At 55.6% G+C, this 16,007-nt stretch carries 15 protein-coding genes; 7 read left to right on the top strand and 8 right to left on the bottom strand.

All coding sequences use genetic code 11. The features are described from left to right. The first annotated feature begins 3 nt into the window (after positions 1–3). The 5 genes from acrB to OWK27_RS03020 all read left to right on the top strand — a co-directional run bounded on the left by acrB (position 4) and on the right by OWK27_RS03020 (position 5,623). Positions 4–3,150 (top strand): multidrug efflux RND transporter permease subunit AcrB, encoded by a 3,147-nt coding sequence (acrB, locus tag OWK27_RS03040; RefSeq protein WP_148420310.1) that lies wholly within the window; start codon positions 4–6, stop codon positions 3,148–3,150. A 509-nt stretch (positions 3,151–3,659) separates the two neighbouring features. Next, positions 3,660–4,034 (top strand): Hha toxicity modulator TomB, encoded by a 375-nt coding sequence (tomB, locus tag OWK27_RS03035; RefSeq protein WP_267589794.1) that lies wholly within the window; start codon positions 3,660–3,662, stop codon positions 4,032–4,034. Between the two features lie 27 nt (positions 4,035–4,061). Then, the gene (locus OWK27_RS03030; RefSeq protein WP_015571250.1) at positions 4,062–4,280 is read left to right on the top strand and encodes an HHA domain-containing protein; all 219 of its coding nucleotides are present in this window, start codon (positions 4,062–4,064) and stop codon (positions 4,278–4,280) included. 207 nt (positions 4,281–4,487) lie between these two features. Next, positions 4,488–5,039, top strand: coding sequence for a maltose O-acetyltransferase (maa, locus tag OWK27_RS03025; protein WP_267589793.1), 552 nt, complete (start codon positions 4,488–4,490; stop codon positions 5,037–5,039). Positions 5,040–5,155: 116 nt separating this feature from the next. Next, on the top strand, positions 5,156–5,623 hold the full coding sequence (locus tag OWK27_RS03020; RefSeq protein ID WP_242173387.1) for a YlaC family protein: 468 nt from the start codon (positions 5,156–5,158) through the stop codon (positions 5,621–5,623). A gap of 35 nt (positions 5,624–5,658) precedes the next feature. Here the strand turns inward: OWK27_RS03020 and ykgO are convergent, their stop codons facing one another. Both ykgO and OWK27_RS03010 read right to left on the bottom strand, forming a co-directional pair. Next, complete coding sequence (gene ykgO, locus OWK27_RS03015) at positions 5,659–5,799, bottom strand: type B 50S ribosomal protein L36 (RefSeq protein ID WP_034458060.1); 141 nt, start codon at positions 5,797–5,799, stop codon at positions 5,659–5,661. Between the two features lie 2 nt (positions 5,800–5,801). After that, positions 5,802–6,062: a type B 50S ribosomal protein L31 gene (locus OWK27_RS03010; RefSeq protein ID WP_148420306.1), complete on the bottom strand. Its 261-nt coding sequence runs from the start codon at positions 6,060–6,062 to the stop codon at positions 5,802–5,804. A gap of 227 nt (positions 6,063–6,289) precedes the next feature. On the opposite strand from OWK27_RS03010, the gene OWK27_RS03005 reads away from it, so the two are divergent. Then, complete coding sequence (locus tag OWK27_RS03005; RefSeq protein WP_267589792.1) at positions 6,290–7,858, top strand: EAL domain-containing protein; 1,569 nt, start codon at positions 6,290–6,292, stop codon at positions 7,856–7,858. A gap of 40 nt (positions 7,859–7,898) precedes the next feature. Here the strand turns inward: OWK27_RS03005 and OWK27_RS03000 are convergent, their stop codons facing one another. The 3 genes from OWK27_RS03000 to OWK27_RS02990 form a co-directional block, all read right to left on the bottom strand. After that, positions 7,899–10,988: a beta-galactosidase gene (locus tag OWK27_RS03000; protein WP_267589791.1), complete on the bottom strand. Its 3,090-nt coding sequence runs from the start codon at positions 10,986–10,988 to the stop codon at positions 7,899–7,901. A gap of 104 nt (positions 10,989–11,092) precedes the next feature. Continuing rightward, a complete protein-coding gene (locus OWK27_RS02995) occupies positions 11,093–12,163 on the bottom strand; it encodes a LacI family DNA-binding transcriptional regulator (RefSeq protein ID WP_267589790.1) in 1,071 nt (356 codons plus the stop codon). A 77-nt stretch (positions 12,164–12,240) separates the two neighbouring features. Beyond that, on the bottom strand, positions 12,241–12,852 hold the full coding sequence (locus OWK27_RS02990; RefSeq protein ID WP_242174431.1) for a YczE/YyaS/YitT family protein: 612 nt from the start codon (positions 12,850–12,852) through the stop codon (positions 12,241–12,243). An 85-nt stretch (positions 12,853–12,937) separates the two neighbouring features. Here OWK27_RS02990 and OWK27_RS02985 point away from each other — a divergent pair, with 85 nt between their 5' ends. Next, positions 12,938–14,359: a PLP-dependent aminotransferase family protein gene (locus OWK27_RS02985; protein WP_267589789.1), complete on the top strand. Its 1,422-nt coding sequence runs from the start codon at positions 12,938–12,940 to the stop codon at positions 14,357–14,359. A gap of 70 nt (positions 14,360–14,429) precedes the next feature. Here the strand turns inward: OWK27_RS02985 and OWK27_RS02980 are convergent, their stop codons facing one another. The 3 genes from OWK27_RS02980 to OWK27_RS02970 form a co-directional block, all read right to left on the bottom strand. Further along, positions 14,430–14,645 (bottom strand): hypothetical protein, encoded by a 216-nt coding sequence (locus OWK27_RS02980; RefSeq protein ID WP_148420302.1) that lies wholly within the window; start codon positions 14,643–14,645, stop codon positions 14,430–14,432. Continuing rightward, positions 14,642–14,893, bottom strand: coding sequence for a hypothetical protein (locus tag OWK27_RS02975; RefSeq protein WP_148420301.1), 252 nt, complete (start codon positions 14,891–14,893; stop codon positions 14,642–14,644). The genes OWK27_RS02980 and OWK27_RS02975 overlap by 4 nt, the downstream gene beginning before the upstream one ends. A gap of 291 nt (positions 14,894–15,184) precedes the next feature. Continuing rightward, the gene (locus OWK27_RS02970; protein ID WP_267589788.1) at positions 15,185–15,754 is read right to left on the bottom strand and encodes a hypothetical protein; all 570 of its coding nucleotides are present in this window, start codon (positions 15,752–15,754) and stop codon (positions 15,185–15,187) included. Between the last annotated feature and the right edge of the window lie 253 nt (positions 15,755–16,007).

The following is a 16,007-nucleotide window of genomic DNA, read 5'->3' as shown; positions in this document are numbered from 1 at the left end:
GACATGCCTAATTTCTTTATCGATCGCCCCATATTTGCGTGGGTGATCGCCATTATCATCATGCTGGCCGGGGGACTTGCGATCCTGAAGCTGCCTGTTGCGCAATATCCAACGATTGCGCCACCGGCGGTCACGATCTCCGCAACCTACCCGGGTGCTGATGCGAAAACGGTGCAGGATACTGTCACGCAGGTTATCGAACAGAACATGAACGGTATCGATAACCTGATGTACATGTCCTCAAACAGTGACTCAACCGGTACGGTACAGATCACCCTGACGTTTGAATCCGGTACGGATGCGGACATTGCGCAGGTTCAGGTGCAGAACAAACTGCAGCTGGCGATGCCGCTGCTGCCGCAGGAAGTACAACAGCAGGGTGTGAGCGTCGAGAAATCGTCCAGCAGCTTCCTGATGGTTGTCGGCGTAATCAACACCAACGGCACCATGACGCAGGAGGATATTTCCGACTACGTAGGCGCCAACATGAAGGACGCCATCAGCCGTACGTCTGGTGTGGGTGACGTTCAGCTGTTCGGTTCCCAGTACGCGATGCGTATCTGGATGGACCCGAACAAGCTGAACAACTTCCAGCTGACGCCGGTTGACGTGATTAACGCCATCAAAGCGCAGAACGCCCAGGTGGCGGCCGGTCAGTTGGGCGGCACGCCGCCGGTGAAAGGCCAGCAGCTTAACGCGTCTATCATCGCGCAAACGCGTCTGACCTCGGCGGATGAGTTCAGCAAAATTCTGCTGAAGGTGAATCAGGACGGTTCTCAGGTTCGCCTGCGTGACGTGGCGAAAGTGGAGCTGGGCGGCGAGAACTACGACGTTATCGCGAAGTTCAACGGCAAACCGGCTTCTGGTCTGGGTATCAAACTGGCGACAGGCGCTAACGCCCTGGACACCGCGACGGCTATCCGTGCAGAGCTGAAGAAGATGGAACCTTTCTTCCCGTCAGGTCTGAAAATCGTTTATCCGTATGACACCACGCCGTTCGTAAAAATTTCGATTCACGAAGTGGTAAAAACGCTGGTTGAGGCGATTATCCTCGTCTTCCTGGTAATGTACCTGTTCCTGCAAAACTTCCGCGCGACGCTGATCCCAACCATCGCCGTGCCGGTGGTACTGCTCGGGACCTTCGCGGTTCTGGCGATATTTGGCTACTCGATAAACACCCTGACGATGTTCGGGATGGTGCTCGCCATCGGCCTGCTGGTGGATGACGCCATCGTGGTGGTTGAAAACGTCGAGCGTGTGATGGCGGAAGAAGGCCTGCCGCCGAAGGAAGCAACCCGTAAATCCATGGGCCAGATCCAGGGCGCGCTGGTCGGTATCGCGATGGTACTGTCTGCGGTATTTATCCCGATGGCCTTCTTCGGGGGGTCAACCGGTGCGATTTACCGTCAGTTCTCAATCACCATCGTTTCAGCGATGGCGCTGTCGGTGCTGGTTGCGCTGATCCTGACGCCAGCCCTGTGTGCAACCATGCTAAAGCCGATTAAGAAAGGCGGTCACGGCGAGCACAAAGGGTTCTTCGGCTGGTTTAACCGCATGTTTGACAAGAGCACGCACCACTACACCGACAGCGTGGGTAATATCCTGCGCAGCACCGGTCGTTACCTGCTGCTCTACATCATCATCGTGGTAGGGATGGCCTTCCTGTTCGTTCGTCTGCCAAGCTCGTTCCTGCCAGATGAAGACCAGGGCGTGTTCCTGAGTATGGCCCAGCTTCCGGCAGGTGCGACGCAGGAGCGTACGCAGAAAGTGCTGGATGAGATGACCGACTACTTCCTGACGAAAGAGAAAGACAACGTTGAATCCGTGTTTGCGGTTAACGGCTTTGGCTTCGCGGGTCGTGGTCAGAACACCGGTATTGCCTTCGTTTCTCTGAAAGACTGGTCTGAACGTCCGGGCGATGAGAACAAAGTTGAAGCCATCACCGGTCGTGCAATGGCTACCTTCTCGCAGATTAAAGACGCGATGGTCTTCGCCTTTAACCTGCCAGCGATTGTTGAGCTGGGTACGGCGACCGGCTTCGACTTCCAGCTGATCGACCAGGGCGGTCTGGGCCACGAAAAACTGACCCAGGCGCGTAACCAGCTGTTTGGCGAGGTGGCAAAACACCCTGACCTTCTGGTGGGCGTGCGTCCTAACGGTCTGGAAGATACGCCGCAGTACAAGATCGACATCGACCAGGAGAAAGCTCAGGCGCTGGGCGTTTCCATCAGCGACATCAATACCACGCTGGGCGCAGCCTGGGGCGGTAGCTACGTCAACGACTTCATCGACCGCGGTCGTGTGAAGAAAGTGTACGTGATGTCTGAAGCGCAATACCGCATGTTGCCGAACGATATCAACAACTGGTACGTTCGCGGCAGCAATGGCCAGATGGTGCCGTTCTCCTCCTTCTCAACCTCGCGCTGGGAATACGGTTCGCCGCGTCTGGAGCGCTATAACGGCTTGCCGTCCATGGAAATTCTCGGTCAGGCGGCTCCGGGCCGAAGCACCGGTGAAGCCATGAACCTGATGGAAGAGTTAGCCAGCAAGCTGCCAGCAGGTATCGGCTATGACTGGACCGGCATGTCCTATCAGGAACGTCTGTCCGGTAACCAGGCCCCTGCCCTGTACGCCATTTCACTGATCGTGGTGTTCCTGTGTCTGGCAGCGCTATACGAGAGCTGGTCGATACCGTTCTCCGTTATGCTGGTGGTGCCGTTGGGGGTTATCGGTGCGCTGCTTGCCGCAACCTTCCGCGGGCTGACCAACGACGTTTACTTCCAGGTGGGCCTGCTCACAACCATTGGCCTGTCGGCGAAGAACGCGATACTTATCGTTGAATTCGCCAAAGATCTGATGGAGAAAGAAGGTAAAGGCCTGATTGAAGCAACGCTGGAAGCGGTTCGTATGCGTCTGCGTCCAATCCTGATGACGTCCCTGGCGTTTATCCTCGGCGTTATGCCGCTGGTTATCAGCTCAGGCGCAGGTTCCGGCGCGCAGAACGCGGTAGGTACCGGCGTAATGGGTGGTATGGTCACCGCGACCGTTCTCGCCATCTTCTTTGTACCGGTGTTCTTCGTGGTGGTACGTCGCCGCTTTAGCCGCAAAAATGAGGATGTGGAGCACAATCATTCGGTAGAACATCACTGATACCGGTTTCACATGATAAAAAGGCCGCATTTGCGGCCTTTTTCATTTTCAGAAAAATTCATAAAATAGACTTATTGTGGTTTTATTTATTTTCACCCGTCCTGATAAGTCTTATCATAATAATCCGATAAGCTAATCGTAGAATTCAGCGTTGTTTTATTATCAATTCATCGCCTAAAATATTCGGACAATTCCTAAACCATCGTAAATACCGAAGATATCTGAATCCGGACTTCAAATGAAACGTTGCGCTAACTCAATGAATCTTAAGGAACGGATTAAAAAAAGTGTTTTTCAGGATAAAATTGTTCGCGTGAGTGGCCACATTTGCGTAAGCGCTCGCAGGGTAACGTTTTAATTGTAATTTTTCGTAATAGCGCGATGAAATCTTGATCAGAGTGGCTTATAGTTAGAGTTATCAGGAACACAGCACCCGTGTGGCTAAGCAAGTTGTATCCATCCCGACATGATGTTCGGTGAGTAAGAAATCACTCAAAAGGGGATGCGCTATGGACGAGTACTCGCCAAAAAGGCATGATATCGCGCAGTTGAAATTTCTCTGCGAATCCTTGTACCATGACTGCCTCGCCAATCTTGATGAAAGTAACCATGGCTGGGTGAACGATCCAACGTCTGCTACCAACTTACAGCTCAACGAGCTGATTGAGCATATCGCGACCTTCGCACTTAATTATAAAATTAAGTACAATGAAGATAATAAGTTGATAGAGCAAATTGATGAATACCTGGACGACACCTTTATGTTGTTCAGCAGCTACGGCATTAACGCACAGGATTTGCAGAAATGGCGTAAATCAGGAAACCGTCTATTTCGCTGCTTCACGAATGTCAGCAGAGCTAATCCGGTTAGTCTTTCCTGTTAAAATTATTACAAATACTAAGGTGAATTTATGTCTGATAAACCATTAACTAAAGTCGATTATTTGATGCGCCTGCGACGCTGTCAGTCAATTGACACGCTCGAACGCGTTATAGAAAAAAATAAATATGAGCTGTCTGATAATGAACTGGCTGTATTTTATTCAGCCGCCGACCATCGTCTTGCAGAACTGACGATGAATAAACTGTATGACAAGATCCCCTCTTCGGTATGGAAGTTTGTCCGTTAATCCCTGAAGAGGCAGTATAGGCATTACGACCATTGTTAAGCTGAATTTACCTTTCGAATTACGCTTCACGTGCAAAAGCCAGGCTCCCGTGTAAAACGTCTGTACCCGCAATAATGTTGTGACTTCCGTCACAGCCATTTTTAGGGAACGTTCCCTTTCTGGTTAATCCTCATTACGCTACGTAAAACGATCCCAGAGAGGTTTCCCATGAGTGAAGAAAAACAGAAGATGATTGCGGGTCAATATTACCGCCCTGGCGATAACACGCTGAGGTCAGACCGTTTACGCGCGCGTCATCTTGTTCACCGCTATAATCATACCGCGCCCGATGAGAAAGCCGAGCGTAGCGCACTGCTGGCCGAGCTGCTGGGGCAAAGTGAAGGTGCCTACATCGAGCCGAGCTTCCGCTGCGATTACGGCTATAACATCTATCTGGGTAAAAATTTTTACGCCAACTTCGACTGCGTCATTCTGGACGTCTGCCCTGTTCATATTGGTGATAACTGTATGCTCGCGCCGGGTGTCCATATTTACACTGCCACCCATCCTCTGGATGCGGCCGAACGCAACAGCGGGCTTGAGTACGGTAAGCCGGTCACTATTGGGCATAACGTGTGGATCGGCGGGCGTGCGGTTATTAACCCGGGCGTGACGATTGGTGATAATGCGGTTGTGGCCTCCGGGGCCGTGGTGACCAAAAGCGTGCCGGCCAATGCCGTCGTGGGCGGGAATCCGGCGAAAATCATAAAAATGCTCTAAACGTTCCCTGAGTAACTGTTATGCATTTTCCCGGCATAACTGTTACTTTCTTCGCGCAGATCCCTCTCATAAAATAGGCAGATCACCTGTATTTTCAACAATCATAAAGGCAAAAAATGACCGAGATACAGCGCCTGCTCATCGCCACCATCGACGATCTTAATATTCGCGAAAAACGTGACAACCGCCCGCGCTTTAGCATCAGCTTTATTCGTAAGCATCCCGGTTTGTTTGTCGGCATGTATGCAGCCTGGCTGGCAACGCTTATCGTGATGCTGAGGTCCGACACGCTGGCAGATTCCGTCTGGCTGCTGGTTGTTCTGTTCGTGGCGTTTAACGCGTTCTTCTTTTTCGACGTCAATCCGCGTTACCGGTATGAAGACATCGACGTACTCGATTTCCGCGTGTGCTACAACGGGGAATGGTATAACACGCGCTATGTGCCGCCTGAACTTATCGACACCATAATGCGCTCACCTTCAGTCGAACCCGGTCTTAAGGAAAAGCTGAAAAAAATGGTTTCGACCAAAGGTGAACTCTCGTTTTATGACGTTTTCACGCTCTCCCGCCCTGCCAACGGCTAGCGGGACCCTCCCTGGAAGAGGCGCGAAGCGTTCGTTTAGCGCCTTTTTTTACCCCCCTGAACCGCTTTAAAGCGCGGGTTGGATTTGCAAATAACGTACAGACGCCCTTTGCGCTTCACGATCTGACAGTCAGGATGGCGCTGTTTTGCGCTGCGCAGCGAGTTAAGTACCTGCATGGCTAGCCTCGCTTCGCGTCAAGAAAACCGCCAAAACGCTTGCGGAAGCGTGCCGCGCTACCGTCCGTCGAGAAGGTCTTCTGCTTCCCGGTATAGAACGGATGTGACTTTGACGAGACGTCAAGGGTGACGTAAGGATACGTGTTGCCATCGAGCTCAATCTCGCGGTCTGTCTTAATCGTCGAACCGACCTTAAAGAATTCATTGGCCGTGGTGTCGTGAAACACAACGGTACGATAGGTTGGATGGATATTGGGTTTCATTTCAGGCTCTCATGTATTGTTATAACATAACAAAATACTATCCGAGCCTTGATGCAAAAACAACCCTTCTGATAATGCAGCGGATCGCGGTATTTTTATGAAAGGCTTATCCGAGTACCTGCCTGAGAATTTCGCATGCTATAACTATATCATTTAGCGATAAAATCTTTCTTCACTGGCGAGCAGACTCAGAGCCTCCGACGGGCAGATGAGAAGGAAACAGCAGCATGAAAACCCGACACCTGGTCAGTCTGGTAACAGGCGTACTGATCTTTTCTGTGCTGGTCCCGGTTTGCCTCAGCATCTGGCTGGCTCATCGCCAGGCAGAGGAAAAATTTGTGGATGCGCTGGACAACTATGCCTCACGCGTTCTGGTACGTACCGACAGGGTTGTCGCTCAGGCAAAGCAGGCGCTTACACACCTGCAAACCTTTAACGCCCCGCCCTGCAGTCCCCTGCATTTACATGAAATGCGTCGGGTCGCCTTTTCATGGCGCTACGTTCAGGAAGTCATGTACATCGACAGCCTGAAACCGCTCTGCTCTTCGCTTGAACAGTCCAGTAATACCGCGACCTTACCGCCCCCTTTGCGCATCACCGGGGATGGCTACAGCGCGTGGCTCACCTCGCAAAACGATCTGGGCATTCACCGCTATATGGTTGTGATGGGGAAAGGACACTACGTGGTAATGATCGATCCGGCGTCGCTTGTGGACGTCGTCCCGTTCGGCGAAATTACGACGGATGCGGCTCTGGTGGGCAGCACAACCCATCTTATCTTCGCAAGCAGCAACCGCCTCGATCCGCATCTTCTCAGGTATGTTAAGGATCGGCAGGATGTGACGAGCGTCCAGTACAACGGCTCAATGTACATTCTTAAGCCCGTACCCGAGCTGGGCTTTACGGTGATTGCCTGGGCGTCGCTAAAACCCCTGGCGGAAACCTGGCACCAGCAGCTGTTCATCTGGTTACCGGTGGGTATGCTGATAAGCCTGCTCGCAGCCCTTATTGTCCTGCGGATCCTCCGCCGCCTGCAGTCCCCGCGCAACCGCCTGATCGACGCGATCAACAACCGCGAGATCCAGGTTCACTACCAGCCTATCGTGGCGCTTTGCAGCGGCAGGCTGGTGGGGGCTGAAGCCCTGATGCGCTGGCCGCAGCCGGACGGCAGCAACCTGGCGCCGGATCTTTTTGTGCCCCTGGCCGAGGAAACGGGGCTCATCTCTCAGCTGACGCAGCTGGTGGTCAGCAGGGTATTTGAGGATCTGGGATACTGGCTGCATCTTCACCCGGAGCTGCACATATCGATCAACCTTGCGCCCGGTGATTTAACCTCTCCCGAGCTGCCCCGTCAGTTGAGCAAGCTTCTGAACAAATGGGAAGTTCATCCGCAGCAAATCGCCCTTGAATTAACCGAGCGCGGGTTTGCCGATCCCGCCGTCAGCGCGCCTGCCATCGCCGCGTTTCGCCGTTCCGGGCACGCCATCTATATTGATGATTTCGGTACGGGCTACTCCAGCCTGAGCTATTTGCAGGATCTGGATGTGGATATCCTGAAGATCGATAAATCCTTCGTGGATGCGCTGGAGTATAAAAACGTCACGCCGCATATCATCGAAATGGCAAAATCGCTAAAGCTGGCGATGGTGGCGGAAGGGATTGAAACGGAGGGGCAGCTGGCATGGCTGCACCGCCACGGCGTGCAGTACGGACAGGGCTGGTACTACAGCAAGGCGCTGCCAAAAGAGGATTTCATCGTCTGGGCCGGGCAAAATATCAGCAAGCCTTCCTCCTGAGCGGAGTGACGCGGCCACTGGCGTGGCCGCGCGTTACGTCTCAGCCGTTCTGCTGCCAGCTAAAGCTGTAGCGCAGCTGGCGGTTTTGCAGGATGAAGGCCGGCGCCACGCTCGGGCTCCAGGAGTCATCTCCCCCAACGCCCATGTGGAAGGCATCCAGGTTCAGCCAGCAGCCCGCCTCTTTCCGCAGCAGATGCTGATGCGTTGCCTCAGTCAGCTGCCGCTGGCCGTAGCGGCTCAGGGAGAAATGGAACCGCCCCTGCAGCTGATGCGAACCAAACGACAGCTCGCGGGTGTCGCAGCGCAGGCCGTTTTCCGACGGAAAGATATACGGCGTATGCATAGCCTTCAGCGGTAACGCCCACCGTCCCTGCTGCGCCGCCAGCTTTCTGTCCGGATAGTTTTCCAGCGGACCCAGCCCCAGCCAGCGTACCGTTTCCGGAATATCCACCAGCATAACGCTCAGGCCTACCCGGGCAGGCTCCGGAATATCGGACGCCACCGTCACCTGCACTTCACCGTGCAGCACGCCGTGGTCATCAATCCGCCAGATCTTGCGGCTCACGAACAGCGCTCTGTCCCGGTATTCCCAGACGTGCTGCGTGGTCACCACGGCTTCACGCTCGTGCTGCTCCGCATCACACCGGAGCAGGCGTGGCGACATCTCATACATACCCGCCACCTTCCAGCGCTCCACCCATGCGTTCGGATCGATGCGGGTCGCCTCGCTGACGCCAATATCATTGTCCAGCGGCGCGCGGGTAAAGTTATCCGTGACAGGAGTAAGCAGCGTTTCAGCGCCCGCATTCCACCACTGGATCAGGTTCCCGGTGATGCGGCAAAACTGCCAGCGCTGCTGCTGATGGATGATATCCAGCACCTCGTCCTGCACCGTTAGCTGCGGGGCCGTCCCGCCCGCTTCCGGTGGCGCAACGTACAGCGGAGCCGGAAGCGGCCATTGATCCCAGGCACAGCGGTGGCCGGACGGCGACCATGGCGTGCTCTTGGGTTGAACGATCTCAACGTTGAGCCAGACCTCACCCGGCCCGGCGGCAAGCGCAGGCAAAGGGATCTCAACGCGCTGTACTTCCTGCGGCGCGACAGAGAGCGCAATCTCGCCGGAGGCCACCGCCGCCCCGTCACGCGCTACGGACCAGTGCAGCTGTTCGTTGTCGGTATGACGGAACAGATAGTCGCTTTGAACCTCAACCACCAGCGGAGAAGTACTCACCAGCGTAAAGGTGAAAAACTGCTGGGCACGCTGCGCCTCGTAAAGGGCTGGATGCGGAGTGCGGTCCGGGAACACCAGTCCATTGAGGCAGAACTGACGATCGTTAGGCTTATCGCCAAAATCCCCGCCGTAGGCCCAGAATGGCGTGCCGTTCTCGTCTTCCTTCGTCAGCGCCTGATCGACCCAGTCCCAGACAAAGCCTCCCTGCAGCCGGGGATGGCTGCGGAACGCCTGCCAGTAGCTGGCGAAGCCGCCAAAGCTGTTGCCCATCGCGTGCGCATACTCGCACAGGATCAGCGGACGCGCTTCGTCCGGCATGCCGATCCACTTTTTAATCGACCACTTCGGCACCGCCGGGAACGGCTGATCCCAGTCGACGCGGGCATACATCGGGCAAACGATATCGGTTGCCGCCGTATTGGCCCCTCCGCCTTCATACTGCACCGGACGCGTGGGATCGGTGGTTTTCAGCCAGCGGTACAGCGCGTCGTGGTTCGCTCCATGACCCGACTCATTGCCCAGGGACCAGATGATAATTGACGGGTGATTACGGTCACGCTGGACCATACGGGTAACGCGCTCGCTCATGGCAGGCAGCCAGCGCGGATCGTCCGCGAGGCGGCTCATCGGCACCATGCCGTGGGTTTCGATATTCGCCTCGTCGACCACGTACAGGCCATAGCGATCGCACAGCGTGTACCACAGAGGATGGTTCGGGTAGTGCGAACAGCGCACGGCGTTGAAGTTATGCTGCTTCATCAGCTCAATGTCGCGGCGCATGGTGGCTTCGTCCATCACCTGACCCTTTTCAGGATGATGTTCGTGGCGGTTCACGCCGCGGATCAGCAGCGGTTTGCCGTTGAGCTTCAGCAGGCCGTTGCTGATTTCAACGCGCCTGAAGCCGACATCGCAGGCTTCGGTCTCCAGCACGGTGCCCTGCGCATCCCTGAGCGTGATGGTCAGGCGATAAAGTGCCGGCGTTTCGGCGCTCCACAGCGCGGGGTTGTTTACCGGTATCGCAACCGTAAGCCGCTCCGCCCAGCTGCCGCGCTCGTCCACGACGGCCGAGCCTGGCTTTTGGACGGCGCGCGCGCAGGCTTCGCCATTACGCCACAGGATAAACGCCACCTCGCCCCCGGCGTAGCGTGAGCCTTCCAGCGCAACGTCTGCCCGGAGTACCGCCCGATCGTATTCGGCATTCAGGTCGGTCACAATCCGGTAATCGGCGATCCGCGTTTCTGGCTTGTGCAGCAGCGAGACGTCGCGGAATATGCCGCTCATCCGCCACATATCCTGATCTTCCAGATAGCTGCCGTCGCACCAGCGCAGCACCATCACCGCCAGGCGGTTCTGGCCCGGGCGCAGCACGGCGCTGAGATCGAACCCGGCAGGCAGGCGGCTGTCCTGTGAATAGCCAATCCACGTGCCGTTACACCACAGATGAAAAGCCGAATTAACTCCGTCAAAGACGATGCGGGTTTGCCCGCCCTGCAGCCAGGCCTCCTCCACGTCAAATGTGAGCGAGTAACAACCGGTTGGGTTTTCAGCCGGAACATACGGCGGGTTCACCGGAAATGGGTAGGTGACGTTGGTATAAATGGGGGTATCGAACCCCTGCATCTGCCAGTTTGACGGCACGGGCATCCCGACGGCATCAGCGAGATCGTCCGTCACCCACGCCTCGGGCACCAGCTCTGGCGCGGCGTAGAAATTAAATCGCCAGAGCCCGTTAAGCGAGCGCTTGCTCAGCGAAGGCTTATCCTCACGGGCGAACGTTTCTTCACGCCAGCTGTGAAAAGGCGCGTGTGCGGGCAGACGGTTCCACTGCGTCACGCCGGGGTTTTCCCAGTCACGACGAGCGAGAAGTGCGCTGAGTGTCAGCGGGGGGATAGAAGACATATTAACCTCTTTGCGAAGCGCTCACAATTTACAGCCAACATGCCCTGGTAAACGGTCGCCGTAAAGGCCGAGATCGTCACCAGGCGAGCCCGATCACAAAAGCGTCAGCCTCGGGCCAGCTTCTCCGCCAGCAGCGCCAGCGCTCTGAGCTGTTGCGCCAGCGCTTCACGATCGGCCTGCTGCCCGGCGCGCGGTGCAGTGGAATGGCGAACGATCAACGTAACGGGAAGTTGTTTCTGCCAGCGCGCTTCGCTACGGGCTGGTGCCAGAAGCCATTCCACGCTGCGCTCGCCGGCTTCACGGAACGCCTGCCGCACGGTGGTAAGCGGGGGTGAAAACCAGGCGCTGTCGGCGGTATCATCAAACCCGACCACCGAAATCTGGCCCGGTATCGCTACGCCTTTTTCCGCACAGGCGCGCATGACGCCGAGCGCCATCTGATCGTTTGCAACGAGTATCGCCTCCGGCAGCGTCGGGCCCGCCAGCAGGTGATGCCCTTTCTCATAGCCAGAGGCCGCGCTCCAGTCACCGTGCGCCACAGCCAGCGCGTCCACGCCTGCCTTAGCCAGCGTGGTTTTCCATCCCGCCAGACGTGCCCGGGCAGAGACAGAACTTTCCGGCCCGGCGAGCAGAGCGATTCGCCGGTGCCCGAGCGAAAGCAGATGCTCCGCCCCCAGGCTGGCACCCTGCCCCGCATCGAACACGAGGCTGTTCACCCGCGCGGAAGGGGACACGTCGAGAAAAAGCACCGGAACCGGCGAAGCCATGTCCTGTAGCGCTTCTGCCTGCGTATCCTCCAGCGGAACGTTCACCAGCAGCGCCTCCACGCGCTGGGCCAGCAGCTCCTGCAGGGCGGCCCCGCACCGGGCAGGCCGATCCACCATCGAGATAAGCACGCTTGCCCCCTGCTCCACCGCGCGGGATTTTACGGCTGAAGCAATTTGCGACGGCGCGTGCAGCGCAAGATCGGCCGTGATCAGCCCCAGCGTGCGGGTGCGCTTTCCGGCCAGCTGCTGCGCGCCGCGGTTAGGCACATAGTGCAGCTCCGCCATGGCCTGCCGGACCTTTTCCCGCGTGCGGGGAGAAACGTGCTCCGCGTCGTTAATCACGCGGGAAACGGTCTGATAAGAAACGCCCGCCACGCGGGCAACGTCATAAAGAGTGATGGCTTTCATGCATTCTGACATCGCAAAAAGAGAAGCCGCTATTTTGGCACAGTTACGCCATTAAAGCCTGTGAGCGCTTCGCAAAATCAAACAATGCGCTCCGGCCGCGGTGCGGTCAGCCCCCGTGGCTTCTGGCGAAACCACGGCAAACAGAGCTGGATCAGCGGGCCGATGGTTAACGCATACAGCACGGTTCCGACGCCAAACGCTCCGCCGAGCAGGCAGCCGATGAGTAACACGCTCACCTCAATGGCGGTGCGCACGCTGCGAATCGACCAGCCCAGCCGGGCGTGAATGCCGGTCATCAGGCCGTCGCGCGGGCCTGCGCCAAACCCCGCGCCGATATACATCCCGGTGGCAATGGCGTTCACCACGATGCCGGATACCAGCAGGGTAATGCGGACGGGCATCGAGGTAAGTTCCGGCAAAAGCGCCATCGACGCGTCTGCCGCCAGGCCGATACAAATGACGTTGCTGAGGGTGCCGAGACCGGGACGCTGGCGCAGCGGGATCCACAGCAGCAGCACCGCGGCCCCGGTCAAAATAATCACCGTGCCGATGCTTAACCCGGCCTGGATTGCCACTCCAAGGTGAAACACGTCCCAGGGATCGACCCCGAGATCCGAGCGTATGAACATGGCGGTTGATAGCCCGTAGAGGCCTAAGCCGACATAAAGTTGTACCAGACGACGTACCATTTCATCTTCTCCGAAGAACCAGGCTTCCATCTTCGGTGAAAATGGCACTATGATTAATGTCCAGTTTTCAAATAGTGGACTGCACATGTCATCACGTCGTTTTGGGAGCCAGTCTCTGGCACGTCTGTTAGGCCACTGGCAGCATGCCGCTTCCCGTACTCCGCTGTGGCGCCAGCTGGCCGATGCGCTACGGCTGTTAATTCTCGACGGCAGGCTGGCGCTGTATACCCGTCTGCCCGGCGAGCGGGAGCTGGCAGCCGCGCTTGACGTCAGCCGGACCACCATCAGCAGCGCGCTGGCCCACCTGCGGGACGAAGGGTATCTGGAGAGTCGTCACGGCAGCGGTTCGCGGGTGATCCTGCCAGACAGCCGCGCCGTGCCCACCCTCTCTACGGCAAGCGCCGCGCTCGATCTCTCTACCGCCGCACTCAACGCGGGGCCCGAGATCCATCAGGCTTACACCCACGCGCTTGCGGCCATCACGCCGCATCTGGCGCTGACGGGGTACGAAAGGCTTGGCCTGCCGGCGCTGCGTGAGGCCATCGCCATCCGCTATACCGCGCGTGGACTGCCAACCCGGGCAGACGAAGTGATGGTGGTAAACGGCGCCGTCAGCGGCTTTGCCCTGGTCTTACGCATGTTGACCGGCCCCGGCGATCGCGTGGTGGTAGATCATCCAGGCTACCCGCTGGCGATAGCCGCTATTCAGGGCGCGCTCTGCCGTCCCGTGGGCGTCTCGCTTCCTGAGACAGGCTGGGATACCGATGGTTTTGCCGCAACGCTTGCCCAGACCGCTCCTCGTCTGGCCTATCTGATGCCGGATTTTCATAATCCGACGGGGCGCTGCATGGACGCCGCAACGCGCCAGACGCTAGCCGACATCGCCGCGCAAACCCGCACCACGCTGGTGGTGGATGAAACCATGGTCGATCTCTGGTTTGACGCGCCCCCGCCGCCGCCGGTGGCCGCGTTTAACCCGGAGGCGGACGTGATTACGCTGGGTTCCGCTGGAAAAAGCTTCTGGGGCGGGCTACGCCTCGGCTGGATCCGCGCCTCGTCCCGCACTATCGCCACGCTCGCCCAGACGCGCGACGCGCTGGATCTGGGCTCGCCTGTGCTCGAACAGCTGGCCACGCTCTGGCTTATCGAAAACGGAGAGACGTTCCTGCCCGCTCGCCGAAAAATGCTGGCTGAACGGCGCGACCGCTGCGGACAGATGCTGCGGGAACATTTTCCCGAATGGCGCTTTCATAAGGCGGAAGGCGGGCTTTCATACTGGATTGAGCTACCCGGCCCGCTGGCGACCCAGCTGGCCGCGCGTGCGGAATCAATCGGGATCACCATGGGCACCGGCACGCGCTTTGGGCTTTCAGGGGCGTTTGACCGCTACCTGCGGATGCCCTTCTCGCTCAACCCGCCCGAACTTGAAGCGGCATTACTGCGGATCAAACCCCTGTGGCTTGCCCTAAATAACAGCACGCCACCGGTAAAGCGGAGCCTGGTGTAAATTATTCGACAGAAACAATAAAAACTGCTGACTGTAACGCATGCAGTCAGCAGTTTTCATAACGGCAAGCTTAATGTTGAGGAGGGATCGGGAAGCCTTTCAGGGAAATAATAAAATTATCCCCTTCTTTCTTTATTTTTGCACCAGTATCACACCAGTCAGATGCAATTCTAAAGAACTCATCGCTTCCTACATTCCAGCCGAGACGGACGTGCTTCACGTAGCCGGAACGCAACAGGCTGCAGGCCTCGTTGTAGTCACTGGCAGTCGACAGTTGTTGTTTCATTTTCTCTTCTTCAGAAGTTTACGTAGTGCTTTGATTTCTTTAGGAGTAAATGGAGTTACGCTCTCTTCTTCCGTATGCTGATTATCAATATCCTCTTCCGATACTCCCGCCTCTTCTACTGCTTCAAATGCCAGCAGCAGCAGTTTCTCCGTGGTCACGCTTAAATTCTCATTATTTACTTCCGCATAGTGACGAAGTCTTTCTTTTAGCGCTTCATCAATTTTAACATTTAATACCGCAGTCACCATGATTGTCACATCCCTTCGGAATACGTGTTTTATTTAATACACGAAGATAACATTCTTATCCAGATATATATTTTTTGCTTATAACAACAAAAAGACGCCCGATAATAAAATGACAGTCTATTATTACAGGTTTATGACAATGTTATTTCAATTGAATGAAAGATATATTACGCAGCCCGTAACAGGCACAGTAATAACAGGGATATTCTGAAGAAAAGACTGGGGAAGCACAAATGGGTGGGGGCCCTGCCAGCTAAGCTTTTTCTAACAAAACCTATGTATTTCAATGCACTAAAAAGCGGTGAGGCAATGATTTTGTATCACCAAAAGTATACACTGGCAAGCCGTTTTCTCATGCGACAGACACAAAAAAACCGGGGCTGACACGGCTTTGTATGGCTTTTGACCAAACTCCATCTCAGCTACATTTTCCACTACCATGTAGGATCGCCCAACCTCATCAATCAGTGGTTGGAGGTTCGTATTACTGCCTTTGACTATAAATAGGTCTTCTGGCTGTTCATCTTTTACGGCTTTTTTAACATAACCATAATACGGACGACTAACCGCAGTCCTTAAAGATACCTCCGTACAAGAAGATAAAGCGACCACATTTTCCCCTGTATACTTGAACACTGGCGGCTCATAGTTTTTGATCACGCTCCGGCAAGAGTTCACAAATTGTGTGAACGCTTCAATTTTACCTGCTAGAGCCAAACGACGGGCATGTTCGATCTCATCTACCGTGAGATCGGGAGCGGAAATCTGGACCACCTCGTCTTCACGCGACAATCCGTTACACAATTTCAAATGATAGTACAGATTATTGTCTTTCAGTTGGTTAGTGGTCAAAGCCGTCATCCTTTCATGCTGTGAAGTAAAAATTTCAGGCACCCACTTTAACCAGTTTTATGAATTATTTAGATCTTATCGATAATTTTTATCGATCGATAAGATTAGATTATTTTCATAGGGACACTCAACAATGAGTCGGCAGTGAGAACAACGAGGAGATGTGTGTAGGAGCATAATGTGGTGTTCACATTTTTCTCTTGCGTCCGTAGGTAGCTCTTTACATTGATGAATTTTTATTCTCAGTATGGTATATGTGGGT

Source organism: Enterobacter cloacae complex sp. 2022EL-00788 (assembly GCF_026627565.1).
In the GTDB taxonomy this organism is placed as follows: domain Bacteria; phylum Pseudomonadota; class Gammaproteobacteria; order Enterobacterales; family Enterobacteriaceae; genus Enterobacter; species Enterobacter pasteurii.
This window is presented reverse-complemented; position numbering and strand designations above follow the sequence as displayed.